Source organism: Delftia sp. DT-2, from assembly GCF_028401915.1.
In the GTDB taxonomy this organism is placed as follows: Bacteria; Pseudomonadota; Gammaproteobacteria; order Burkholderiales; family Burkholderiaceae_C; genus Comamonas; species Comamonas tsuruhatensis.
The window spans coordinates 357,992-380,667 of the sequence record NZ_JAQOTI010000004.1 but is presented as its reverse complement, the minus strand read 5'-3'; the positions used below and the strand labels follow the sequence as shown (position 1 = coordinate 380,667).

Sequence of the window (22,676 nt, the reverse complement as noted above, 5' to 3'; positions counted from 1 at the left end):
TCCTTTCCTTTTCAGATTCCCCCAATCCATGACCCGCATCGCCCTCATCCACGCCCTCAGCCATTCCGTCGCTCCCATCAACGAAGCCTTTGCGCGCGACTGGCCCGAGGCGGTACGCATGAACCTGCTGGACGACAGCCTCTCGGCCGACCTTGCGCGCAACGGGCGCGGGCTGGACGCCGCCATGCACGAGCGCTTCCAGCGCCTGGCGCAGTACGCCGTGGACACGGGCGCGCAGGGGATCTTGTTCACCTGCTCGGCCTTTGGCCCCTGCATCGAGGCCGTGGCCGCGCGCCACGCGCCGCTGCCCGTGCTCAAGCCCAACGAGGCCATGATCGAGGAGGCCGTGCAGGGCCAGCAGGGGGCCTTGGGTTTGATCTCCAGCTTCGCGCCCACGCTGCAGTCCATGCCGCCGGAGTTCCCGGCCAGCATCGAATTGGTGCCTGCCCTGGCCGATGGCGCCATGGACGCGCTCAACCGCGGCGACACCGCCACGCATGACCGCCTGGTGGTCGAGCAGGCCAGGGCCCTGGCTGCGCGTGGCTGCACGCGCATTGCGCTGGCCCAGTTCAGCATGGCGCGTGCCCGCGCCGCCTGCGAGGCCGCCACGGGCCTGCCCGTGCTCACCACGGTGGACAGCGCCGTGCGTGCCCTGCAGCGCCGGCTGGGCGTGCGCCTCGGTTAAAGTGGCGCTCCGCTGCGGCGCATGCCCGCCGCAGCGCGTGCAACTTTTGAGGACGACAGACCCATGCAGATCGAACAGGCCCCGACGGAAAAGCCCTATGAAAAGCCCGAAGGCGAACGCCGTGGCCTGGTGCTGGTGAACACCGGCGACGGCAAGGGCAAGAGCACGGCGGCCTTCGGCCTGGCCCTGCGCGCGCATGGCCGGGGCAAGTCCGTCAAGATCTTCCAGTTCATGAAGGTGCCCACGGCGCGCTTTGGCGAGCACCGCATGTTCGAGCAGCTGGGCATGCCCATCGAGGGACTGGGCGACGGCTTCAGCTGGAAGAGCCAGGACCATGAACGCTCTGCCCAGATCGCACGCGAAGGCTGGGAGCGCGCCCGCACGGCCATTCTCTCGGGCGATCACTTCCTGGTCGTGCTCGACGAAATCACCTATCCGCTGATCTACGGCTGGCTGCCGCTGGGGCCCGTGCTGCAGGCCCTGGCCGACCGCCCGCGCCATGTGCACGTCATGCTCACGGGCCGGCGCTGCCCCGAGGAAATCATTGCCGTGGCCGATACGGTCACGCGCATGGAACTGGTCAAGCACGCCTTCCAGGCCGGCATTCCCGCCCAGCGTGGTATTGAGGACTGATGACGCCTGCGGGCCCGGCCTGCGGCGGACAATGGCGGCATGAGCAGCGAAACGCATTCCCGGGCGCCAGAGACCATTCCCGCCCAACCCTTTGCCGAGGCCGAGCGGGCAGCCGTCTACCGCGCGATCCATGAGCGGCGCGACATGCGCCATTTCTGCGGAGGCGAGGTCGCGCCCGAGGTGCTGCTGCGCCTGCTGCGCGCGGCCCACCATGCGCCCAGCGTCGGCTTCATGCAGCCCTGGCGCTTCATCCGCGTGCGCGATGCGCAGTTGCGCCAGGGCATACACGCCGTGGTCGAGCAGGAGCGCCTGCAGACCGCGCGTGCGCTGGGCGAGCGCGAGGAAGACTTCATGCAGCTCAAGGTCCAGGGTGTGCTGGATGCGGCCGAGGTGCTGGTCGTGGCCATGCCGCCCGGGCGCGATGCCCATGTCTTCGGTCGCCGCACCCTGCCCGAGATGGATGTGGCCTCGGCCGCCTGTGCCATCCAGAACCTGTGGCTGGCCGCGCGTGCCGAGGGGCTGGGGCTGGGCTGGGTCTCGCTGTTCGATCCCGAGGTGCTGGCCGCGCTGCTGCAAATGCCCGTGGGCAGCCGGCCGCTGGCCGTGCTGTGCCTGGGCCCCGTGTCCGCCTATTACGCCGAGCCCATGCTGCAGCAGCAGAAATGGGCCAGCCGTGCGCCGCTGCAGGACATGCTCTACGACGACCTGTGGGGCCAGCGCGCCGCCGGGGCGCCGCCGCAGGCATGAGCGACAGCCCTTCCTGGCAACTGCTGGGCGCCGCGCTCAGCCCGCTGTGGTGGTGCTGGCAGGCGCTGTCGCAGCCGCAGGCCCAGGTCCAAGCCGACCCCTGGGCCCGCCACGCCCTGGCCGCCGCGCTGGCCGTGCCCGTGGCCCTGCTGATCGACCGGCTCTGGGGCGAGCCGCCCGTGTGGATGCACCCCGTGGTCGCCATGGGCCGGCTGCTGGCTGCGGTTGGGCGAAGAATTGCCCCACGCGAAGAACATGTGCGCGACTGGCCACGCTTTGCGCTGGGCGCCGTCGCCTGGTGCCTGCTGGCGCTGCTGTTCTTCGCCATCTACGCGTTCATCCAGTGGCTGCTGCCGCCCATGCCCTGGTGGCTGGGCGCCCTGGTGCTGGGCGTGCTGCTCAAGCCGCTTTTGTCCTGGCGCATGCTGCGCGACGAGGTGCTGACCGTGGAAGCTGCACTGCAGCAATCCCTGCCCGCAGGCCGCGAGCGCCTGACCTGGCTGGTCAGCCGGGACACGGCGCAGCTCGACGCAGGCCAGGTGCGCGAAAGCGCCATCGAAACCCTGGCCGAGAACCTCAGCGACTCCGTGCTGGCGCCGCTGTTCTGGTTTGCCGTGGCCGGCCTGCCGGGCGCGGCCCTCTACCGTTTTGCCAACACGGCCGATGCCATGTGGGGCTATCCGGGCTGGCGCGGGCATGGCGATGACCGGCGCCACTGGCAATGGGCCGGCAAATGGACGGCGCGTGCCGATGACCTGCTCAACTGGATACCGGCGCGCCTGACCGCCTTGCTGCTGGCCTTGTCCGGCCTGGCCGCTGGCCGACGTCCGGGCTGGGGTGCGCTGCGCCAGGACGCGCGCATCACTCCGTCGCCCAACGGCGGCTGGCCCATGGGCGCCATGGCAAGGCTGCTGGGTGTGCGCCTGGGCAAGCCCGGCGTCTACGTGCTCAACCCCGCAGGCCGCGTGCCGCAGGCGGCCGAGCTGCAACAGGCCGTGGCGCATGCGGGCCGCGTGGTCGCCATGCTGGTGGCTGCAGGGCTGGCCGCCGCCCTGGTCATTGCATGGGCGATGGCAGGAAAGACACCATGAAACCGATCCCAGTCACCCATGGCGGCACGGATGCGCTGGGCGTGCCCGCGCACGATTTCTCCACCAACCGCAATGCCTGCGGACCTTGCCCGCAGGCGCTGGATGCGCTGTCCCAGGCACATGCAGCCCAGTACCCGGACCCGCACTACACGGCGTTGCGCACACGGCTGGCGGACCTTCATGGCGTGCAGGCCGGGCGCATCGTCATCGCGGCCAGCGCCAGCGACTTCATCCACCGCATCACCATGCATGCAGCGCGCGAAGGCGCGGCCGTCGCCAGCCTGCCGGCACACCACTATGGCGACTACGCCCACGCGGCCCAGGTCTGGCGCCTGCGCCAGGCCGTGCGCGACGGTATCACCGAAGCTGGCCCAGGCCTGCATTGGGCCTGTGCACCATCGAGCCCCCTGGGGCGGCCCGAGGATGTCTGGCCCCTGTGGAGCGAGCCCGCACCGCCCGGCACCTGGCGCGTGATCGACTGCGCCTATGCGCCCCTCAGACTGGAGCCGGGCATGGAACCCGCCGTGCCCTCCCCGGTGCGCGATGCCTGGCAGATGTGGACTCCTAACAAGGCCCTTGGCATGACCGGCGTGCGCGCGGCCTACGCCATTGCGCCCGAAGCCGTGCCGCACGACGAGATCGACGCCTTGCGTGCCCTGTCACCCTCCTGGCCCGTGGGCGCCCATGGCGAGGCCATGCTCACGGCCTGGACCGCACCGGCCACCCGGCAATGGCTGGCGCAAAGCCTGCAACGGCTGCGCGATTGGAAGGCGCAACAGATCGATCTGGTGCAGCGCCTGGGCTGGCAGGTGCTGCCCGGCTCGCAGGCCAATTACTTTGTGGCGCGCTGGCCGCAGGCACGGCAGGGCGACGCCATGCAGACGCGTCTGGCCCAACTGCGCGCGCAGGGCATCAAGCTGCGCGACTGCGACAGCTTCGGCTTGCCCGGCTGCGTGCGCATGGGCGTGCTGGCGCCTGCATCCCAGAACGCCTTGCTGGCTGCCTGGCAGCCAATGGAGAAACACCATGCAATCGAGTGAACCCGCCGCCGTGAACCTGCCCTTGCCCGAGCCCGGCCAGCGCCCCGCGCTGTGCGTGATGGTGCTGGGCACCAGCAGCGGTGCCGGCAAGAGCTGGGTGGCCACCGCGCTGTGCGCCTGGTACCGCGCCCAGGGCTACAAGGTGGCGCCCTTCAAGGCGCAGAACATGAGCAACAACGCGCGCGTGGTCTGCGCGCTGGGCGGTGCCTGGGGCGAGATCGGCACGGCACAATACCTGCAGGCCCTGGCCGCAGGCTGCGCGCCCGATGTGCGCATGAACCCGCTGCTGCTCAAGCCCGAGGCCGACATGCGCAGCCAGGTCGTGCTGCTGGGCCGGGTCAGCGAGGAACTCTCGGCCTTGCCCTGGCGCGGCCGCAGCGCCCGCGTGTGGCCGCAGATCGCCGAGGCGCTGGACAGCCTGCGTGCCGACAACGACGTGGTCGTCATCGAGGGCGCAGGCTCGCCGGCCGAGATCAACCTGCATGCCAGCGACGTCGTCAACATGCGCGTGGCGCGCCACTGCGGCGCGCATTGCCTGCTGGTATCCGACATCGACCGCGGCGGCGCCTTCGCCCACCTCTACGGCACCTGGGCCCTGCTGCCTCCGGAAGAACAGGCGCTGATCCGCGGCTTCGTGCTCAACAAATTCCGGGGCGACGCCAGCCTGCTGGCGCCCGCCCCGCAGATGCTGCAGGAGCGCACCGGCGTGCCCACCGTGGCCACCATCCCCATGCAGTTCCAGCATGGCCTGCCGGAGGAGGATGGCGTCTTTGACGACCGTGGCTCTGGAGGCGGGGCGGGACGCGCCGTGCACACCACCATCGCCATCGTCGCCTACCCGCGCATCAGCAACCTCGACGAATTCCAGCCCCTGCTGCAGGTGCCGGGCCTGCGCGTGGCCTGGGCGCGCACGCCGGCCCAGCTGGCCGGCGCGGACTGGATCATCCTGCCGGGCTCCAAGGCCACGGCTGCCGATCTGGCCTGGATGCGGTCCCAGGGCCTGGATGCTGCCGTCGCCGCCCATGCGGCGGCAGGCCGGCAGGTGCTGGGCATCTGCGGCGGCCTGCAAATGCTGGGCGAGGCGCTGATCGACCTGCACGGCGTGGACGGCAACGCAGCCGGCCTGGGCCTTCTGCCGCTGACGACCCTGTTCGCGCCCGACAAGACCGTGCTGCCTGCCAGCGTGCAGCTGCCGCCGCTGCCAGGGGCTTTGGCGGCGCTGTCCGGCGTGCAGGCCCGGGTCTATGAAATCCACCATGGCCAGACCAGCGTGCGCCCCGACATGGTGGCCGCTGGCAGTGCCGTGGCCGAGCCCGTGCCGGGCCTGCTGTGGCACAGCCCTGACGGCCGCATCGCCGGCTGCTATTGGCACGGCCTGTTCGAGAACGCGGACGTGCTGCGCGCCCTGTGGGGTGCCGAGGTTCCCACGCTGGACAGCGTCTTCGCGCGCATGGCCGACGGCGTTCAGCGCTGGTTTGCCACCCAGGCTTGACCCAGGTCGGCCACCGCTTGCGCGTTGCGCGGCAACATGTAGGCCATGGACTGCATGCGCAGCCGTGCTGTACCGATAAATGGGGAGCTGGAAAACACGCATGCTTGGGCCTTGACTTTTTCACGAGGAATGGAGTGAAGCTATGAAGAATCCATGGATCCGTCCCCTGCAGCTGTGTATTGGCGCTGCCGTCCTGGGCATGGCCGGCCTGGCCACCGCCCAGCCCGGCCCCGGGCCTGATGGCACGCCGCCACCGCCCCCCGCCGCGGAAAAGGCCAAGCCCCATCACCACCACAAGAAGCACGCCGAGCACAAGGGGCCCGCCAAGCGCGGCTATGACCGCCGCGACCCTGCCCAGCACGAGGCCGCCGCCGTCCAGGAGCAATCGCGCCGAGGCGGCGTCCAGTCGGGCGACAACTTCCAGCGCAATGCCGTGGCCCGCTGCGATGTCTTCAAGAACGAAGGCGACCGCCGCTCCTGCGTGGAGCGCGTCAAGGACGGCCAAGTCAGCGGCTCCGTCGAAGGCGGCGGCGTGCTGCGCGAGTACACGGAACAGGTTCCTGTAAGGCAATAACAGCGTCTGCTGTTATTCACCTGAGAAAACCCGCCGGGCCACGAAGCCGGCGGGTTTTTTTGTGGGCGAATGCAGGCTCCCGCGTCAGCAGCCTGTGGTGTGGTCCGTGCTGCAGGCAGCCGGTATCGAACCTCGACCGCAGAGACCTGGCCCGCCACCACGCCTCTGTCCACCGGATTTGACCTGGGTCATACAAACCCATTCCACCCGCCCCGGACCGGCGCGCACCGGCAAGGCATTTCTATGATGGCGCCGTACTTCCCATATGGAAAAAGGATTCATCCCATGCAAGCCTTCCGGATCGTGGTCATTGGTGCGGGGCAGACCGGCACTCCCTTGCTGCAGCAGTTGCTGGACGCGCCCTTCGTGCAGTTGCTCGGGGTGGCCGACCTGGACCTGGACCAGCCCGGCATCGCACTGGCGCGCGCGCGTGGCGTGCCGGTCACCACACGGTTCATGGATCTGGTGGATGCAGCGGTGGACATCATCATCGACGTGACCGGCTCCCCCCAGGTGCGCGAGTCGTTGCGCAGCAAGATGGTGGAGACCGGCAACACGCACACGCTGATCATGCATGAGGCGATTGCGCTGCTGATGATGTCGCTGTCGGCCGGCCGGCTGGTGACCAGCAAGCACAGCGATCTGGAGTATTCCTGAACGCAGGCGGCCGCGCCTCTACAGAAATCCGATCGACAGCCAGGGCACGGCCGCCACCGCCACCGTACCCAGCAACAGCGCCAGCAGGTAGCCCACGATGGGCCGCAAGCCCTTGTCCGGGTGGATCTGGCCTATGGCGCAGGCTGCGTAGTAGCCCACGCCCAGTGGTGGGGCGAACAGGCCCAGGCCCATGGCGAGCACGACGACGATGGCGTAGTGCACTTCATGGATGCCCAGGTCGCGTGCGATGGGAAACAGCAGCGGGCCGAACAGCACGATGGCGGGTATGCCTTCCAACACCGATCCGAGGATGACGAAGATCAGTAGCGAGACCGCGAGAAACGCGGGTGCCCCGCCGGGCAGGGCGGCCATCGCCTCCGCCAGCGAGCGCGAGAAGCCCGATTGGGTCAGGCCCCAGGCCATGGCCGTGGCAGTGCCGATGATGAGCAGGATGGCGCCCGACAGCGATGCCGTGGCCACGAGCATGGGCCCCAGGCGGCGCCAGTCGAACTGGCGGTAGATCAGCAGACCCGCAATGGCCGCGTAGGCAATGCCCAGGGTCGAGACTTCGGTGGCCGTGGCCACGCCCTCGACCACGGCCGCGCGGATCACGAAGGGCAGCGCCAGTGCCGGCAGGGCGATGAAGCCTAGCCGCGCGATCTGCGACCAGGGCTGGCGCTGTGTCTGCGGCGGCTGGTCATGGCGCGAGCGCCACCAGACGACTAGGCACAGCGACAGGCCCAGCACCAGGGCCGGCAGCAGCCCGCCCGTGAACAGCGCGGCGATGGAGACACCCGTGACCGAGCCGATGGTGATCAGCACCAGGCTGGGCGGCACGGTTTCCGTCTGCGCGCCCGTGGCTGACAGCAGGGCCACCAGATCGCCTTCGTCCGCGCCGCGCTTGCGCATTTCGGGGAACAGGGCCGGAGCCACGGCCGCCATGTCGGCCGCCTTGGAGCCCGAGATGCCCGAGACCAGGTACATGGCCCCCACAAGCACATAGGACAGGCCGCCGCGCACATGGCCGAGCAGGCCCGCGAGAAAAGCCACCATGGCGCGCGCCATGCCCGTCATCTCGATCAGCAGCCCCAGGAAGACGAACAGCGGAACGGCCAGCAGGATGAGGTGGGACATGCCTTCGTCCATGCGCCCGACGATCACGGGCAGGGCGGTGTCCGTGGCCAGGGCCAGATAGCCGAGCGTGCCCAGGCCGAAGGCAAAGGCAATGGGCACGCCGCCGAACACGCAGGCCGCGACCACGCCGACGAAGAAGACCAGCAGGTTCAGGCGCCCCAGGTCCTCGAAGAGGCCGAAGATGCCGTTTGCCAGCACGAACGCCGCCATGACGGCGGCCACCACGGCCAGTGCCTTCCAGGCCGCCGCCTTTTCGCCGCTGCGCACCAGGCGCAGCACCGAGAAAACAGCCATCAGCACGATGCCGGCGGGCAGTGCCGCAGCGCGCCAGATGTTGGAGATTTCCAGCGCGGGCGTGGTGATGAAGCGCTCGTCCGCTGCCCATTCCCATGCGGGCCAGGCAACCAAGGCGAGAAAGGCCAGCGTGGCACAGGTGCCGATGGCATCGAACAGGGCCCGGCGCGCAGGCGACAGGCGCGAGAGCAGGGCCGTCATGCGCATGTGCTCGGCGCGCCGCAGTGCGATCACGGCACCCAGCATGGCCAGCCAGATGAAGAGCATGGAGGCCAGTTCATCCGCCCAGACCAGTGGCTGGTGGAAGACAAAGCGTGCCACCACTCCCGCAAACAGCACGCCGATATCGGCCAGCACCAGCAGGCCCGCCGCGCAAGCCACGGCCGCGCCCATCCAGCGGTCGATGCGGTCCCACGCGGTCCAGGCATCGTGCGGGGTATGGGCGGGCTTGTCCTGGGGCGCAGTCATGCCAGCGCCCCGACGCTGCGCTCGAGGATGGCCCAGGCCTGGTCACCGTGCTTGCGCTTCCATTCGGCGTAGAAGCCGGCCTTGCGCAACCGCTCACGGAAGGCGGCGGTGTCGGCAGTGTTGAAGGCCAGGCCCTTGGCGGCCAGCTCCTTTTGCAGGCCAGCGTTGAGCTCGGCGACATCGTCGCGTTCGCGCAGGCCTGCGGCATTGATGTGTCGCGCCACGATGTCGCGCAGGTCTGGGGGCAGCCTTTCCCAGGCGCGGCGGTTGGCCAGGAACCAGAAACCGTCCCACATGTGGTTGGTGAGCGAGCAGTACTTCTGCACCTCGTAGAGCTTGGCCGTGGAGATGATGGCCAGCGGGTTCTCCTGCCCGTCCACGATCTTCGTCTGCAGCGAGGAATAGACCTCGGCAAAGTTGATGGACGCGGGCGCGCTGTCCAGCGCCTTGAACATCGAGGTCCACAGCGGAGAGACGGGCACGCGGATCTTGAAGCCCTGCAGGTCGGCGGGACCCGCGATGGGGCGCGTGGAGGAGGTGATCTGCCGGAAACCGTTGTCCCAGATGCGCTCCATGGCCACCAGGTTGGCCTGGGCGATGCGTGCGCGGATATGGGCGCCCAGCTCGCCGTCCATGGCCTTCCAGACACTGTCATAGCCGTCGAATGCAAAGCCCACGCCGCTGATGGAGGCTGCCGGCACCAGGGTGGACAGGATCAGGCCCGACAGCGTGAAGAACTCCACGCCGCCCGAGCGCAACTGGCCCAGCACATCGGTGTCCGAGCCGAGCTGCCCATTGGAGAAGACCTGGATGTCCACCCGTCCACCGGTCTCGGCCAGGATGGCCTGCGACATCTGCAGGGCCCGGATGTTCATGGGATGCGTGGCGGGCAGGTTGTTGGCGTACTTGTAGCGGAATTCGGCCTTGCTGGCGAAGGCGCTGCGCTGTGAAAGGGCCAGTGGAAGGGCGCAGGCTGCGGCACCGTGCAGCACGTGGCGTCGGGAAAGGGTCATGGCTTGTCTCCTGAGTGTTGTCTTTGTGTCGTTCGGGCGCAAGCTGCGCGCGGGGGGCGCATCACGGGGTCGGGGCGGCCTGCTCCTTTCCCTGCGTCATGTTCTGCAGCAGGCGTTCGCGTATGTCCTTCTTGACCACCTTGCCGTAGCCCGAGCGGGGCAGGGCGTCCCAGAAGTGGAACTGGCGCGGCCAGCGGTAGCGCGCGCAGCGGCCCTCCAGGTGCGCCAGCAGCGCCTCGGCCGTGAGGTCTCCAGCGGTGGCATCGGCACCCTCCCGCGCGACCACCACGGCCACGCCGATCTCGCCCCAGGTGGCGTCGGGCATGCCGAGCACGGCGACCTCGGCCACGGCGGGATGGGTCAGCAGCGCCTCCTCGATTTCGCGCGGATAGACGTTGGAGCCGCCCGAGATGTACATGTCCGATTCCCGCCCCGTGATGTAGAGCAGGCCCCGCTCGTCCAGCCGCCCGAGATCGCCCGTGTGGAACCAGCCGCCCCGAAAGGCCTGGGCCGTGGCCTCGGGGTTGTCGTGGTAGCCCGCAAAGACGGCGGGGCCGCGGCAGCAGATCTCGCCGATGGCGCCCGTTGGAACGGGCTGCAACCGGTGGTCGAGGATGGCGACCTCCATGCCCGTGCGCGGGCGCCCGCAGGTTCCGATCAATGTGTCGGCGGTGCCGGTGCTGCCGTCGCTGTGCCCGTCGTCCAGTGCGTGCATGGAGGGCGTCAGCACGGTGATGCAGCCCGTCACCTCGCCCAGGCCGAAGTACTGCACCAGCACCGGGCCCAGCTTGTGCAATGCGCGCTGCTGGTCGGCGTGGTACATGGGCGCGCCCGCATAGACCACGTAGCGCAGCGATCCGTGGTCGAAGCGGTCCACCGCGGGGTCTTCCACCAGCAGCTTGACGATGGTGGGCACGGTGAAGAGATTGGTGACCCGGTGCCGCTGCACCAGCTCCCAGACCTCGGCAGGGTCCAGCCGGTCGGCGGTGGGCAGCACTGTGGCCGCACCGCGCGCCACGTTGAGCAGGGCATGTATGCCTGCGCCGTGCGACAGCGGTGCCACGGCAATGGAGCAGTCGCGCTCGTCCGTGCCCGGGATCAGGTCGGCAAGGTGGTTGGTCACCACGAAGGCCATCTGTCCATGGGTGAGCATCGCGGCCTTGGGCCGGCCTGTGGTGCCGGAGGTGTAGAAGAACCACAGCGGCGTATCGGCATGCACATGGGCTGTAGATGCGGGAGCGCCTGCGTTGTCATGCAGCAATTGCTCGTAGTCCTGCTCGCCCTGGCTTTCGCGAGGCCGGCCGATGGTGATCACATGCCGCAGCCGTGGCGAGGCGGCGCGCACGGCGTCCACATGGCCGGCGAAGCCCTCTTCGGCCAGCATGGCGGTGGCGCCGCTGGCGTGGCCCAGCCAAGCCACTTCGGATGGTGTAAGCCGGAAGTTGACCGGCACCCAGACGGCGCCGAGCCGGAAGGCGGCCCAGCAGCTTTCAAACAGGGCAATGCCGTTGCGAGACTGCACCAGCAGGCGGTCACCGGCCTGCATGCCCAGCGCGCGCAGGCCTTGGACCAGCGCATTGACGCGCGCATCGATCTGCACCCAGGTCCAGCGGCGGTCGCCCTGGATCAGGCCGGGCCTGTCGGGAAACAGGGCGGCCGTCTGCGACAGCAGCAGCGACAGGTTGGCTGCCTGGGGCGCGGGGGCTGCAGCGATGTCCGCAGGTGCAAGCCTGTTCATGCGGCCTCCAGCACGCTCAGGTAGTTGGCCACGGCCGCACCACCCATGTTGAAGACGGCGCCCAGCCGGGGCGCGGGCAGTTGCATGGCCCCGGCCGAGCCTGACAGCTGCATGGCCGCCATCACATGCTGGGAAACGCCTGTCGCGCCTATGGGATGGCCGCGCGACTTGAGTCCTCCCGACGGGTTGACCGGCAGCCACCCGTCGCGGCATGTGCTGCCGTCGAGGATGGCGCGCGCGCCTTGGCCATGTGGCGCCAGGCCCATGGCCTCGTATTCCAGCAGTTCGGCCATGGTGAAGCAGTCATGTGTTTCCACGAAGCCCAGGTCGGCCAGCGTGGCGCCTGCGTCGGCCAGCCCGCGCTGCCACGCCAGGGCGGCGCCTTCGAAGCGCGTGGGGTCCCGCCGCGACAGGGGCAGGAGGTCGTTGACCTGGGTGCGCGAGCGCCAGCGCACGGGCGCCACGCTGGCATTGCCGCAGGCCTGGCGCGAGATGACCAGGGCGGCCGCGCCGTCGGAGACCAGCGAGCAGTCCGAGCGCTTGAGCGGGCCTGCGACGAAGGGGTTCCTGTCCGAGGCGTGGCGGCAGAAGTCCAGGCCCAGGTCACGCCGCATGTGGGCGAAGGGGTTGTGCACGCCGTTGGCATGGTTCTTGGCCGCGATGGCTGCCAGTGCATCGCTCTGGTCGCCGAAGCGTTCGAAATAGCGGGTGGCGATCTGCCCGAACACGCCTGCGAAGCCCGCCGGTGTGGCAGCTTCCTCCTTCACGTAGGAGCAGCGCAGCAGGATCTCGGCAATTTTCTGCCCAGGCTGGGCGTTCATGATCTCGAAGCCCACCACCAGCGCGCAACGTATGCGGCCGGACTGCACGGCGTCGAGCGCAGCCCAGATGGCAGCCGAGCCGGTGGCGCAGGCGTTCTCGCTGCGCGTGGCGGGCACATGGCGCAGTTCAGGCACGGCCAGGGCCACCAGGCTGGCGCTGAAATCCTGGGGCAGAAGGCCGCCATTGAAGTGGCCGACGAAGATGCCGTCGATGTCCCGGGGCTCCAGGCCGGCGGTTTGCAGTGCCGGGTCGATGGCGTCACGCAGCAGTTGCTCGGCATCGGCTGCGGCATGCTTTCCGAAGGGCGTGTGGCCCCAGCCGATGATGCGGGGTGGGTTCATGGCGTGGCTCCTGTGGTGCGGGCGGTGTTCAGGACTGCGCGGACTGCACGGTTGCCGGTGCCTCGGCCAGCCGGCGGCGCAGCGTGGGCAGACCCACGCCTGCGGCATCGAAGCCGCCGTCGACGGCCAGCACCTGGCCGTTGATGAAGCTGGCCGTATCGCTGCACAGAAAGCCCACGGCCTCTGCCATTTCCTGTGGTGTGCCATAGCGGCCCAGCGGGATGGCGTCGTGGTAGTCGGAGCGTATGGCGACGCTGTGCACGAGCTTGGCCATCTCGGTCTCCACCGGCCCCGGTGCGATCACGTTGACGCGCACGCCCAGATTGCCCAGTTCCACCGCATGCTGGCGCGTCATGTGGATGAGGGCGGCCTTGCTCGTGCCATAGGCCACGCGCAGCGTGCTGGCCCGCAGGCCCGAGATGGAGGCGATGTTGACGATGGCTCCGCCGCTGCCGCCGTGGCCTTCGTTGCGAGCCATCCGGGCACCGAAGGCCTGCGTGCAGAGAAAGGCGCCGTCGAGGTTGGTGGCCATGACCGTGCGCCATTCCTCGAACGATGTCTCCAGCACGGGCTTGAAGACCGCCACGCCGGCGTTGTTGACCAGCGCATCCACGCGGCCCCAGCGCGCCATGACGGCGGTGGCGGCCTCGTCCACCCGCTGCGGGTCCGAGACGTCGCAATGCTGGCACAGCAGCCGGGCCGGGCAGTCCATATCCTGCGCCGTGCGCTCCAGCGTTTCACTGTCGATGTCCAGCAGCGCTACGCGCCAGCCCCGCTGTAGAAACCATTCGCCGATGGACCGGCCTATGCCGCGCGCCCCTCCAGTGACCACGGCGACGCGTGCGGGGGATGGATGGGAATCTCGTTGGTTCATGGACAGGCTCCTGGATCCGGGGTCAAGGCAGAAGGGGTTTGGGGAAGCCACTCTTCGAGGGTCAGCTCGAAGGTGATGCAGACGGGGTTGGCTCCGGCCACGAAGGGGCCGCCATGCACCTGGCCGGTGGTGTCGGCGACCACGCCGCTCAGGCAGGCACGCAGCGAGCCGTCGTCCTGGCAGCGCACCTCGCCGGCGAGGCTGACCACCTCGATGGCCGGCCCGCGCAGCAACAGGCAACCGCCGTCGGCGCGCGCCAGGCAGGCATCGACCAGGCTGCCCAGGGCGCCGCGCACGAAGGCGTTGCGAAAGCCCTGCAGCGCGCAGAGCTTTTCCACGCTCAGCACCAGATCTTCGTTGGGGGCAATGCGTGCGTAGGCGACGCGGCCCATGCGGCCTGACTCGACCATGCGGGCCTCAGCCATGGCAGACCTGCGCGGCGGCCGGACGCATCAGGGACATGCGCGTTTCAGGGTCGTAGGCGATGCGCAGTCCGAACCCGTCCAGCGAGGTCGCCAGGGCGCTGACGGGCGCATTGACGATGCGGCAGCGCTGCGTGAGCACATGGCCGCCGAGCAGGTGGCCCTGTGCGCTGGAGAAGACGGCATGGCAGTGCACAGCCGGATGCCCTGTTTCGGCGCAGCCGAGCGTGGCGTTGCCGAACAGCAGCCTGGCGGACTGCAGTGTCGCGGGCGGGCCGTAGGTGGCCACGACATGGCCGCTGCGATCGGGTGGCGCCACGCAGAAATCCAGGTCTTCGAGATCGCCTTCCAGCAAGGTCAGCGAGGCACTCTCGACGCTGGCCGATGACAGTGCGCCGACGATGGCGTCGAACAGCGTCAGCCCGGGCGCCAGGGCCAGCCGCATGTGGCGCGCAGCGGGCGCTTGCCGGTGATCCAGTCGCACGGCGCTGCAGGGGCCGGGATGTATGAGGGTGCGTGGCCTGGGCAGGCCCGCGAGGCGCTCTGGCATGTTTGTCTCCTGCTGCTGCTTTGTATTCAGCTTGTGTTGTCCTGGGCGCGGGATGGTGCGTACAGGCCTGCAGCGCAGTCTAGGGATCTGGTTCAATGCAAGGAAATTTGCAATTCATATGGATCGATTTGCGGAGGCTATGAATGGACATGCGACATCTGCGGTGCTTCGTGGCCGTGGTCGAGGAGATGCACTTCGGTCGCGCGGCCGAGCGCCTGCACCTGACCCAGCCCCCCGTGAGCCTGGCCATCAAGGAGCTGGAGGAGGAGCTGGGCGTGACGCTGCTGGAGCGCACGTCGCGGCGCATCGTGCTTACGAAAGCCGGGGAGGATGCGTTGCGCGACGCCCGTGCCGTGCTGGCCGCTGCCGACACCATGCGGCGTCGCGCACGCGAGACCTCGCAGGGGCTCATGGGCTCCATGTCCATCGGGTTCATCAGCCTGCCGGCCTACTCCTTCCTGCCGGAAACGCTGAGGCGCTTTGGCGAGGACTATCCGCAGGTCCGGCTATCGCTGCAGGAGGGCACGACCGACCAGATTGCACATGACATCGAGAGCGGGCGGCTGGATATCGGCCTGGTATTTCGCACGCCGGACCTGCCCGCGTCACTGGACTCTGTGCTGGTGCGCAGCGAGCCGCTGGTGGTGGCCTTGCCCGAGTCCCACCCGCTGGCCCGCAACCGGCGCATCGCGCTGGAGAAACTGGCCCAGGAGCGTTTCCTGGGCTTCGAGCGCCACCAGGGGCCGTTGATGTTCGATGCCATCGTCTCCACCTGCATGCGCCACGGCTTCAGCCCCCGGCTGTTCGCGGCGCGGCAGATGCACACCATCGTCAGCCTGGTCTCTGGCGGTTTGGGCGTGGCGCTGGTACCCGCCTGTGTGCAGGCCCTGCACCGTGAAGGCGTGGTCTACCGGCCCTTGCTGGGGGAAAGGACGGCCGTGGAGACGGTCGCCGTCTGGCGGCGTGCCGATGATTCGCCGCTGGTGCGTGCGCTGCGGGGGTATCTGCCTGGATCTACAGCCACTCCTTCACCCACCCCAGCCCCTCGCTGGTAGCCTGCGCGGCCGCGCCGCGCGCGGGGCGGTATTCGCAGCCTATCCAGCCGTCGTAGCCAAGCTGGTCCAGCAGGCGGAACAGGTAGGGGTAGTTGACCTCGCCGACGTCGGGTTCGTGGCGTTCGGGCACGCCTGCGATCTGCAGGTGGCCCACGCGGCCCGTGGGCAGGTACTGGCGGATCTTCATGGCGAGGTCGCCTTCGACGATCTGGCAGTGGTAGAGGTCCATCTGGACCTGGACGTTGGGCTCGGCAATGTCGGCCAGCAGCGCATGGGCCTGGTCCTGGCGGCTCAGGAAGAAGCCGGGCATGTCGCGGCCGTTGATGGGCTCCAGCAGGATGGCGATGCCGTGGGGCGCGGCCAGCTGTGCGGCGTGGCTCACGTTGGCGATGTAGGTGGCGCGCAGGATGTCATCGCTGGCGCCTTCGGGCTTGAGCCCGGCCATGACGTGGATGCGCGGGCAGCCCAGGGCCTGGGCGTAGGCCACGGCGCGTTCCATGCCCTGGGCAAATTCCGCTTCGCGCCCGGGGATGCAGGCCAAGCCGCGCTCGCCCGCGTTCCAGTCGCCGGGCGGGGCGTTGAACAGCACCTGCTGCAGGCCGTGGTCCTGCAGGCGCCGGGCCAGTTGCTCGGGCGCGAAGTCGTAGGGGAACAGGTATTCGACGGCCTGGAAGCCGTCGCGCGCGGCGGCCTCGAAGCGGTCAAGAAAGTCCAGGTCGTTGTAGAGCATGGACAGGTTGGCGGCGAAGCGGGGCATGAAGGCTTTCCTGAAAACGGAGGCTGAGTGTGGCATCAGGCGCGCTGCAACGCACCGAAGGCCTTGGTGAAGAAGTCCGTGGTGCCGAAGTTGCCGGACTTGAGCGTGAGGTGCAGCCCCTGCGGCGCCAGGGGCGAGGCGGCATGGCACCAGGGTACGCCAGGGTCGATCTGCGGCCCTATGCGCATCTGCTCGATGCCCAGCGCCTGCACGCAGGCGCCCGAGGTTTCTCCGCCGGCCACGACGAGCTGGCGCACGCCCATCTCGACCAGCCCCCGGGCGATGGCGGCGATGGTCTGTTCGACCAGTGCGCCGGCCTGCTCCACGCCCAGGCGGCCCTGCACGGCCTTGACGGCCGCGGATTCGGCGGTGGAGTAGATCAGCACCGGGCCGCTGGCGATGTGCTGGCGGGCCCAGGCCAGGGCCTTGCCGGCTTCGTCCTCGCCGGCGGCGATGCGCAGGGGCTCCAGCGCCAGGGCAGGGCGCCCCGAGGCGATGAAGTGCGCCACCTGTGCATTGGTGGCCACCGAGCAACTGCCTGAGACGACCGCCTGCAGGCCGGTGGCGGTTGGCAGGGCAGCGGCCTGTGCCGAGGGCTGTATGCCGAAGTTCGCGGGCAGGCCGATGGCCACGCCCGAGCCGGCCGTGACCAGGGGCATGCCGGCCAGTGCCGGACCCAGGCGCAGCAGGTCGTCGTTGGAGACGGCATCGACGATGGCCATGCCCGTGCTCTCTGCCTGGAGTGCGGCGATGCGCGCGCTGATGGCGGCTTCGCCCTGCGCGACGGCCACATGGTCGATCAGGCCCACCTTGCGCCGTGTCTGCGCCTGCAGCACGCGCACCAGGTTGGCATCGGTCATGGGGGTGAGGGGGTGGTTGCGCATGCCGCTGTCGCTGAGCAGCACATCGCCCACGAACAGGTGGCCCTTGAAGACGGTGCGCTGGTTGTCGGGGAAGGCCGGCGTGGCAATGGTGAAGCCACAGCCCAGCGCGTCCATCAGCGCATCGGTCACGGGGCCGATGTTGCCCTGCGGCGTGCTGTCGAAGGTGGAGCAGTACTTGAAGTAGATCTGCGGCGCGCGGCCATTGGCGCCCTGGGCCTGCAGCCATTGGAGGGCCTGCAGCGATTGCGCAATGGCGTCGGCCGGTGCGATGGTGCGCGACTTGAGCGCGACCACGACGGCGTCCACGCCCTCGTCCACCGGGCCGGCAGGCACGCCAATGCTCTGCACCACGCGCATGCCTGCGCGCACCAGGTTGTTCGCCAGATCGGTGGCGCCCGTGAAGTCGTCGGCTATGCAGCCCAGAAGAAGGGTCATGGGGATTCCGATGAAGCCGGTGGCAGGGTGATGCCCGGGAAGATCTTGATGACGGCGCTGTCGTCCTCGCGGCCATGGCCGGCGGTGGATGCCTGCATGAACATCTGGTGGGCCGTGGAGGCCAGGGGCAGCGGGAATTTGCTGTGGCGCGCGGTGTCCAGCACCAGGCCCAGGTCCTTGACGAAGATGTCCACGGCCGACAGCGGGGTGTAGTCGCCGGCCAGCACGTGGGCCATGCGGTTCTCGAACATCCAGCTGTTGCCGGCGCTGTGGGTGATGACCTCGTAGAGCGCGGCGGCATCGACGCCTTCGCGCAGGCCCAGGGCCATGGCCTCGGCCGCTGCCGCGATGTGCACGCCGGCCAGCAGCTGGTTGATGATCTTGACCTTGCTGCCCGCGCCCGCGCTGTGGCCCAGGCGGTAGACCTTGGCGGCCATGGCGTCGAGCACGCCTTCGCAGGCGGCATAGGCCTCGGGGTGGGCGGCCGTCATCATGGTCATCTGCCCGGACGCGGCCTTGGCCGCGCCGCCGGAGATGGGCGCGTCAATGTAGTGCACGCCCTGCGCCTGCAGCCTGGCCTCCAGCGCCACGGACCAGTTGGGGTCCACGGTGGAGCACATGACGACGACGGAGCCGGGCTGCAGCGCAGAGGCGATGCCGCCTTCGCCGAACAGCACGGCCTCGGTCTGCTGGGCGTTGACGACCACGCTGACGATGATGCGGCAAGCGGCGGCCATGTCGGCCAGCGTGGCGCAGGCCGTGCCACCTTCGGCAGCGAAGGCGGCTGCGGCCTCGGGGCGGATGTCGTGGACATGGACGTGGTGGCCGGCGCGGCGCAGGCTTTGCGCCATGCCGGCGCCCATGGCGCCCAGGCCGATCACGCCGACGGCGCGGGGTGTGGCGGTGGTGTGGTTCATGGCTGGCGTGGGGGTGTCAGGTCATCGGCGATGTAGGCGCGCACGATGGCCGCAAAGTTCTCGTCGCCGCGCAGGCCCAGCCGATCGGCGCGCGTGGTATCCCAGCGGCCGGGCCAGCTGCCGACGATGCGCTCGACCTTGTCGTCGCGCTGCCAGCTCACGCGGTTGGCTACTTCGTCGCCAGCCACTTCACGCAGCGCGCGCACCATGTCGCCCGCGCTGACGGACACGCCGGGCAGGTTGATGGGCCGTCGGTCGGCGACGGCGCTGGCATCGAGTTCGCAGCCTGCGACCAGGGCCTCGACGGCGCGGCGCGGGGACAGCAGCCACAGGCGCGTGGTGGCACCCACGGGGCAGTTGGCTGCTTCGCCGTTGAGGGGCTCGCGGATGATGCCGCTGGCAAACGACGAGGCGGCCGCATTGGGACGGCCCGGGCGCACGCTGATCGTGGGCAGGCGCAGCACGCGGCCGTCGACAAAGCCGCGCCGCGTGTAGTCGGCCAGCAGCAGCTCGGCAATGGCTTTTTGCGTGCCGTAGGAGGACTGCGGGTTCAGGGCCGTGCCGTCCAGCACGGTGTCGGGCAGGTCGCCCCCGTAGACGGCCACCGAGCTGGTGAAGACCACGCGCGGCATGTGGCCCACGGCGCGGCAGGTCTCCAGCAGGGCGCGCGAGGCATCGAGGTTGATGCGCATGCCCAGGTCGAAGTCGGCCTCGGCCTGGCCGCTGACCACGGCGGCCAGATGGAAGATCACGGCCGTGTCCTGGTCTATGGCGCCGCGCAGCACCTGCGGGTCGGCAATGTCGCCCACCAGGGAGCGCACGCGCGTATCCGCGATGGAGTCGTTGGCCACCACGTCGAGCAGGTCGATCTGGTGGATGGGCCAGCGGGCGCCGGCCAGCGTCAGCGAGCCTGGTTCAAGCAGTTTGCGGGCCAGGCGCTGGCCCAGGAATCCGGCGCCGCCGGTGATCAGTACTTTCATGTGTCTTGGGGCTTGGAGCTTGAAGGATGGGAAGATGGGCCGGTCAGCGGTTGACCATCTTTGCGGGGGTGAGCCAGACCGCGATGGCGCCCACCACGAGCACTCCCGCCAGCACGAACATGCCGGCCTGCGTGGACTGGGTCAGGTCCTTGAGGTAGCCGATCATGTAAGGGCTGGCGAAGCCCGCGAGGTTGCCGACCGAGTTGACGATGGCAATGCCCGCCGCCGCCGCCGTACCCGACAGGAAGGCCGTGGGCAGCGACCAGAACAGCGGCGCGCAGGTCAGCACGCCGGCTGCGGCCAGCGACAGGAAGATCAGGGAAAGAACGGTGTTGTCGGCGAAGAAGGCCGTCATCGCAAAGCCCACGGCGCCCATCAGCGCGGGAACGATCAGGTGCCAGCGGCGCTCGCGGCGCCTGTCGGCGCTGTGGCCCATGAGGTTCATCACCACGATGGCGCACAGGAAGGGGATGGCACTGAGCAGGCCGATGTTCAGCGCGCCCGTGACGCCCGTGGACTTGATCAGCGTGGGCATCCAGAAGGTCAGCCCGTACTGGCCGGCGACGAAGGCGAAGTAGATCAGGCACATCCACCAGACGCGGCGGTCGGCGAAAACGGCCTTGAGCGAATGCTTCTGGGCACCTGAGTGCTGCTGGTCCAGCTCGATCTCGCGCGCCAGCAGCTGCTTTTCGGAGGCCGTCAGCCACTTGGCGCTGGAGATGCCGTTGTCCAGATAGAAGATGGTCACCACGCCGATCACCAGGGCGGGGATGGCCTCGATCAGGAACATCCACTGCCAGCCGTGCAGGCCATGGTCGCCGTGGAAGGCCTGCATGATCCAGCCCGATAGCGGGTTGCCGAAGATGCCGGCCACGGGGATGGCCGACATGAACAGCGCCACGATCTTGGCGCGCCGGTGGGCCGGGTACCAGTAGGTCAGGTACAGGATCACGCCGGGGTAGAAGCCCGCCTCGGCCAGGCCCAGCAGAAAGCGCAGGATGTAGAAGCCCGTGGGCGTTTCCACATACATGAACATGGCCGACAGAATGCCCCAGGTGATCATGATGCGGGCGATCCAGACGCGCGCGCCCAGGCGGTGCATGAGCAGGTTGCTGGGCACCTCGAAGAGGAAGTAGCCGATGAAGAACACGCCTGCGCCCAGGCCGAACACGGTCTCGCTGAAGCCCAGGTCCTGGGACATCTGCAGCTTGGCAAAGCCCACGTTCACGCGGTCCAGGTAGGCGATCACATAGCACAGCATCAGGAACGGCACGAGGCGCCAGAACACCTTGGCGTAGGCGCGCGCCGTCTCCGGAGAGTCGGCCTGGGCAGGGTGGGCCCCGGCCTGGCCGGATGCGATATCCGTTGTCGTCATTTCAAGTCTCCCTTGGGTTCGCCGCTTGATTCGCCGCTTGGTGCGCCGCCTGGCGGCTGCGCGGCTGTGGATGGGCTGGGTGGTGGAATGCGGCCGTGGGCGCCGCTGTGCAAATCAGTAGCGCGCCCCGAAGGTGGTGCGCAGCTCGTCGATGGCGGCCGCGTCCAGGGGCTGCGGCCGGGGATGGGTCATGAGCCAGAGCCTTGCGGTTTCCTCCAGCTCTTCCAGCACATGGCTGGCCTGCTCCACCGAGCGTTCCCAGACCACGGGGCCCAGGCGCTCGAACAGGGCGCCGCGCACCTGGCCGGCCAGCGCGGCCACCTCGGCGGCGGCCTGCGGATCGCCGGGCCGGCGGTAGCGGATCAGCGGGATGCGGCCCACCTTCATGACCTGGTAGGGGGTGATGGGCGGCAGCACCTCGTCCTCGCGCCAGACGCCGGACAGCGTCAGCGCCACGAGATGGGTGGAATGCGTGTGGATGACGGCGCGCGCCTCGCCGTCATTGCCATAGATGCCCCGATGCAGGACCAGGGTCTTGGAGGGCTTGGCGCCGCTGACCCACTGCCCGCCGGCATCGACCTTGGACAGCTCGGCCGGGTCGAGCCGGCCCAGGCAGGCGTCGGTGGGGGTGATCAGCCAGCCGTCATGCAGGCGCGCACTGATATTGCCGGCAGCGCCGACGGTGTAGCCGCGCTGGTAGAGGCTGGCGCCGGTGGCGCAGATCTGCTCGCGGATGCGGGATTCGTCGCTCATGGGTGAACGCCCAGGCAAAGGCCGGGTGTGCGGGGTGCAAAAAGAAATGTGACTGATATTGTCATCAGGTCATCATACAAATTTTGCGCAAAAACCCAAACAAGGTGAAAACCCTTGGCCATGCGCCAAGGGGTGGTTTCGGAGGTTCAGGGCTTGGCGGCCAGGATGTCGCGGGCCAGGCGTTCGCCGTCCTGCTGCCAGAAGCTGGCGTCGGCGCGGTGGATGCGGTCTATGGCGTTGCCCATGTGCGTGGCGGCGGCCTTGCGCGCGGCCTTGGGGTCGCCGGCCTCGATGGCCAGCACGATGCTGTGGTGCTCGCGTTCCACGGCCTTGCCGAAGTCCTCGCGCCGCGCCTCGTTGGCGCGCGTGATGCGCATGGCACCGCGCAGGAACTGCGACAGGTAGTCCAGCGTGCTGATGAGGAACGGGTTGCCCGAGGCCTGGGCAATGGCGCGGTGAAACGCCATGTCTTCCTCCACGCCGTCACGGCCCAGCCGCACGGCCTCGGCCAGGGCGCTCTCCGCATCGTGGATGCGCTGCATATCCTCTTCGCTGCGCCGCCGCGCCGCGAGTTCGGCCACCTCGGTCTCCAGTGCGCGGCGCACCTCGGTGATCTGGATCAGCGCATTCCTGCCAGCCGCCGGCAGGCCTTCGAAGTCCAGTGGCTCTATGCCTGCCGCCTTCACGAACACGCCGCTGCCCTGGCGCGATTCCACCAGGTTGCGCGACTTGAGCTGGGACACCGCCTCGCGCACGACGGTGCGGCTGACCTCGAGCTGCTGCACGAGCTCGGCCTCGGTCGGCAGCTTCTGCCCCGGCTGCAGGTTGCCGGCGCGGATGCGCGCCTCCAGCTGCCGGGCAACCTGGTCCGCAAGCTTGAGACCGGGCTGGATGGCAGAGAAGGAAACCGTCATGGAGGGAGTGGGGGGCTGGGGAGACACGTGT

The 22,676-nt window shown here is 69.0% G+C and carries 23 protein-coding genes; 9 read left to right on the top strand and 14 right to left on the bottom strand.

From position 1 onward, the window contains the following. The first annotated feature begins 28 nt into the window (after window positions 1-28). The 8 genes from PO605_RS09135 to PO605_RS09100 all read left to right on the top strand — a co-directional run bounded on the left by PO605_RS09135 (window position 29) and on the right by PO605_RS09100 (window position 6,919). Window positions 29-685, top strand: coding sequence for an aspartate/glutamate racemase family protein (locus tag PO605_RS09135; protein WP_047327134.1), 657 nt, complete (start codon window positions 29-31; stop codon window positions 683-685). Between the two features lie 63 nt (window positions 686-748). After that, entirely contained in the window at window positions 749-1,318 is a 570-nt protein-coding gene (gene cobO / locus PO605_RS09130) for a cob(I)yrinic acid a,c-diamide adenosyltransferase (RefSeq protein WP_047472488.1), read from the top strand. Between the two features lie 39 nt (window positions 1,319-1,357). Then, window positions 1,358-2,065: a 5,6-dimethylbenzimidazole synthase gene (gene bluB / locus PO605_RS09125; protein ID WP_047472489.1), complete on the top strand. Its 708-nt coding sequence runs from the start codon at window positions 1,358-1,360 to the stop codon at window positions 2,063-2,065. After that, window positions 2,062-3,156, top strand: a complete 1,095-nt coding sequence (gene cbiB / locus PO605_RS09120) for an adenosylcobinamide-phosphate synthase CbiB (protein WP_272206329.1) — start codon at window positions 2,062-2,064, stop codon at window positions 3,154-3,156. The genes bluB and cbiB overlap by 4 nt, the downstream gene beginning before the upstream one ends. Then, a complete protein-coding gene (locus PO605_RS09115) occupies window positions 3,153-4,196 on the top strand; it encodes an aminotransferase class I/II-fold pyridoxal phosphate-dependent enzyme (RefSeq protein ID WP_272206328.1) in 1,044 nt (347 codons plus the stop codon). Before cbiB ends, PO605_RS09115 begins: the two co-directional genes overlap by 4 nt. Continuing rightward, window positions 4,183-5,688 carry a cobyric acid synthase gene (locus PO605_RS09110; protein ID WP_272206326.1) on the top strand — a complete coding sequence of 502 codons (1,506 nt, stop codon included), beginning with the start codon at window positions 4,183-4,185 and terminating at the stop codon, window positions 5,686-5,688. Before PO605_RS09115 ends, PO605_RS09110 begins: the two co-directional genes overlap by 14 nt. 142 nt (window positions 5,689-5,830) lie before the next feature. Then, window positions 5,831-6,262, top strand: a complete 432-nt coding sequence (locus tag PO605_RS09105) for a hypothetical protein (RefSeq protein ID WP_016445226.1) — start codon at window positions 5,831-5,833, stop codon at window positions 6,260-6,262. A gap of 285 nt (window positions 6,263-6,547) precedes the next feature. Then, window positions 6,548-6,919 (top strand): hypothetical protein, encoded by a 372-nt coding sequence (locus PO605_RS09100; RefSeq protein ID WP_016445227.1) that lies wholly within the window; start codon window positions 6,548-6,550, stop codon window positions 6,917-6,919. A gap of 18 nt (window positions 6,920-6,937) precedes the next feature. Here the strand turns inward: PO605_RS09100 and PO605_RS09095 are convergent, their stop codons facing one another. The 7 genes from PO605_RS09095 to PO605_RS09065 all read right to left on the bottom strand — a co-directional run bounded on the left by PO605_RS09095 (window position 6,938) and on the right by PO605_RS09065 (window position 14,575). Continuing rightward, on the bottom strand, window positions 6,938-8,815 hold the full coding sequence (locus tag PO605_RS09095; protein ID WP_047474087.1) for a TRAP transporter large permease: 1,878 nt from the start codon (window positions 8,813-8,815) through the stop codon (window positions 6,938-6,940). Then, window positions 8,812-9,828, bottom strand: coding sequence for a TRAP transporter substrate-binding protein (locus tag PO605_RS09090; RefSeq protein ID WP_047217644.1), 1,017 nt, complete (start codon window positions 9,826-9,828; stop codon window positions 8,812-8,814). The genes PO605_RS09095 and PO605_RS09090 overlap by 4 nt, the downstream gene beginning before the upstream one ends. A 61-nt stretch (window positions 9,829-9,889) precedes the next feature. After that, entirely contained in the window at window positions 9,890-11,566 is a 1,677-nt protein-coding gene (locus PO605_RS09085) for an acyl-CoA synthetase (protein ID WP_272206322.1), read from the bottom strand. Then, window positions 11,563-12,729 (bottom strand): acetyl-CoA acetyltransferase, encoded by a 1,167-nt coding sequence (locus tag PO605_RS09080; protein WP_016453058.1) that lies wholly within the window; start codon window positions 12,727-12,729, stop codon window positions 11,563-11,565. Before PO605_RS09080 ends, PO605_RS09085 begins: the two co-directional genes overlap by 4 nt. 28 nt (window positions 12,730-12,757) lie before the next feature. After that, complete coding sequence (locus PO605_RS09075) at window positions 12,758-13,603, bottom strand: SDR family NAD(P)-dependent oxidoreductase (protein ID WP_016453057.1); 846 nt, start codon at window positions 13,601-13,603, stop codon at window positions 12,758-12,760. Then, window positions 13,600-14,028: a PPC domain-containing DNA-binding protein gene (locus PO605_RS09070; RefSeq protein WP_017406556.1), complete on the bottom strand. Its 429-nt coding sequence runs from the start codon at window positions 14,026-14,028 to the stop codon at window positions 13,600-13,602. The genes PO605_RS09075 and PO605_RS09070 overlap by 4 nt, the downstream gene beginning before the upstream one ends. Next, entirely contained in the window at window positions 14,021-14,575 is a 555-nt protein-coding gene (locus PO605_RS09065) for a PCC domain-containing protein (RefSeq protein WP_016453055.1), read from the bottom strand. Before PO605_RS09065 ends, PO605_RS09070 begins: the two co-directional genes overlap by 8 nt. 143 nt (window positions 14,576-14,718) lie before the next feature. On the opposite strand from PO605_RS09065, the gene PO605_RS09060 reads away from it, so the two are divergent. Next, complete coding sequence (locus PO605_RS09060; RefSeq protein ID WP_272206319.1) at window positions 14,719-15,630, top strand: LysR family transcriptional regulator; 912 nt, start codon at window positions 14,719-14,721, stop codon at window positions 15,628-15,630. Here the strand turns inward: PO605_RS09060 and otnI are convergent. From otnI to PO605_RS09025, 7 genes are all read right to left on the bottom strand, one after another. Then, window positions 15,590-16,387 carry a 2-oxo-tetronate isomerase gene (gene otnI, locus PO605_RS09055; protein WP_272206318.1) on the bottom strand — a complete coding sequence of 266 codons (798 nt, stop codon included), beginning with the start codon at window positions 16,385-16,387 and terminating at the stop codon, window positions 15,590-15,592. The genes PO605_RS09060 and otnI overlap by 41 nt on opposite strands. Window positions 16,388-16,422: 35 nt before the next feature. Further along, complete coding sequence (gene otnK, locus PO605_RS09050; RefSeq protein WP_272206317.1) at window positions 16,423-17,706, bottom strand: 3-oxo-tetronate kinase; 1,284 nt, start codon at window positions 17,704-17,706, stop codon at window positions 16,423-16,425. Then, the gene (ltnD, locus tag PO605_RS09045; protein WP_272206316.1) at window positions 17,703-18,623 is read right to left on the bottom strand and encodes an L-threonate dehydrogenase; all 921 of its coding nucleotides are present in this window, start codon (window positions 18,621-18,623) and stop codon (window positions 17,703-17,705) included. The genes otnK and ltnD overlap by 4 nt, the downstream gene beginning before the upstream one ends. Next, a complete protein-coding gene (denD, locus tag PO605_RS09040) occupies window positions 18,620-19,603 on the bottom strand; it encodes a D-erythronate dehydrogenase (protein ID WP_272206315.1) in 984 nt (327 codons plus the stop codon). Before denD ends, ltnD begins: the two co-directional genes overlap by 4 nt. Window positions 19,604-19,646: 43 nt before the next feature. Beyond that, a complete protein-coding gene (locus PO605_RS09035) occupies window positions 19,647-20,978 on the bottom strand; it encodes an MFS transporter (protein WP_272206313.1) in 1,332 nt (443 codons plus the stop codon). Between the two features lie 114 nt (window positions 20,979-21,092). Then, window positions 21,093-21,731, bottom strand: coding sequence for a 3-oxo-tetronate 4-phosphate decarboxylase (otnC, locus tag PO605_RS09030; RefSeq protein WP_046988822.1), 639 nt, complete (start codon window positions 21,729-21,731; stop codon window positions 21,093-21,095). A 146-nt stretch (window positions 21,732-21,877) separates the two neighbouring features. Next, window positions 21,878-22,645, bottom strand: a complete 768-nt coding sequence (locus tag PO605_RS09025) for a FadR/GntR family transcriptional regulator (protein WP_126311813.1) — start codon at window positions 22,643-22,645, stop codon at window positions 21,878-21,880. Window positions 22,646-22,676 lie beyond the last annotated feature (31 nt).

Excerpts from the sequence above, each read along its gene's own strand:
- PO605_RS09065 (WP_016453055.1), bottom strand. The coding sequence starts at position 14,575 with ATGCCAGAGCGCCTCGCGGGCCTGCCCAGGCCACGCACCCTCATACAT.
- PO605_RS09115 (WP_272206328.1), top strand. The coding sequence starts at position 3,153 with ATGAAACCGATCCCAGTCACCCATGGCGGCACGGATGCGCTGGGCGTG.
- PO605_RS09035 (WP_272206313.1), bottom strand. The coding sequence starts at position 20,978 with ATGACGACAACGGATATCGCATCCGGCCAGGCCGGGGCCCACCCTGCC.
- cbiB (WP_272206329.1), top strand. The coding sequence starts at position 2,062 with ATGAGCGACAGCCCTTCCTGGCAACTGCTGGGCGCCGCGCTCAGCCCG.
- cobO (WP_047472488.1), top strand. The coding sequence starts at position 749 with ATGCAGATCGAACAGGCCCCGACGGAAAAGCCCTATGAAAAGCCCGAA.
- PO605_RS09080 (WP_016453058.1), bottom strand. The coding sequence starts at position 12,729 with ATGAACCCACCCCGCATCATCGGCTGGGGCCACACGCCCTTCGGAAAG.
- PO605_RS09095 (WP_047474087.1), bottom strand. The coding sequence starts at position 8,815 with ATGACTGCGCCCCAGGACAAGCCCGCCCATACCCCGCACGATGCCTGG.
- otnK (WP_272206317.1), bottom strand. The coding sequence starts at position 17,706 with ATGACCCTTCTTCTGGGCTGCATAGCCGACGACTTCACGGGCGCCACC.
- PO605_RS09090 (WP_047217644.1), bottom strand. The coding sequence starts at position 9,828 with ATGACCCTTTCCCGACGCCACGTGCTGCACGGTGCCGCAGCCTGCGCC.
- otnC (WP_046988822.1), bottom strand. The coding sequence starts at position 21,731 with ATGAGCGACGAATCCCGCATCCGCGAGCAGATCTGCGCCACCGGCGCC.
- PO605_RS09105 (WP_016445226.1), top strand. The coding sequence starts at position 5,831 with ATGAAGAATCCATGGATCCGTCCCCTGCAGCTGTGTATTGGCGCTGCC.
- PO605_RS09075 (WP_016453057.1), bottom strand. The coding sequence starts at position 13,603 with ATGAACCAACGAGATTCCCATCCATCCCCCGCACGCGTCGCCGTGGTC.
- ltnD (WP_272206316.1), bottom strand. The coding sequence starts at position 18,623 with ATGAACCACACCACCGCCACACCCCGCGCCGTCGGCGTGATCGGCCTG.
- denD (WP_272206315.1), bottom strand. The coding sequence starts at position 19,603 with ATGAAAGTACTGATCACCGGCGGCGCCGGATTCCTGGGCCAGCGCCTG.
- PO605_RS09070 (WP_017406556.1), bottom strand. The coding sequence starts at position 14,028 with ATGGCTGAGGCCCGCATGGTCGAGTCAGGCCGCATGGGCCGCGTCGCC.
- PO605_RS09135 (WP_047327134.1), top strand. The coding sequence starts at position 29 with ATGACCCGCATCGCCCTCATCCACGCCCTCAGCCATTCCGTCGCTCCC.
- otnI (WP_272206318.1), bottom strand. The coding sequence starts at position 16,387 with ATGCCCCGCTTCGCCGCCAACCTGTCCATGCTCTACAACGACCTGGAC.
- bluB (WP_047472489.1), top strand. The coding sequence starts at position 1,358 with ATGAGCAGCGAAACGCATTCCCGGGCGCCAGAGACCATTCCCGCCCAA.
- PO605_RS09060 (WP_272206319.1), top strand. The coding sequence starts at position 14,719 with ATGGACATGCGACATCTGCGGTGCTTCGTGGCCGTGGTCGAGGAGATG.
- PO605_RS09025 (WP_126311813.1), bottom strand. The coding sequence starts at position 22,645 with ATGACGGTTTCCTTCTCTGCCATCCAGCCCGGTCTCAAGCTTGCGGAC.
- PO605_RS09100 (WP_016445227.1), top strand. The coding sequence starts at position 6,548 with ATGCAAGCCTTCCGGATCGTGGTCATTGGTGCGGGGCAGACCGGCACT.
- PO605_RS09110 (WP_272206326.1), top strand. The coding sequence starts at position 4,183 with ATGCAATCGAGTGAACCCGCCGCCGTGAACCTGCCCTTGCCCGAGCCC.
- PO605_RS09085 (WP_272206322.1), bottom strand. The coding sequence starts at position 11,566 with ATGAACAGGCTTGCACCTGCGGACATCGCTGCAGCCCCCGCGCCCCAG.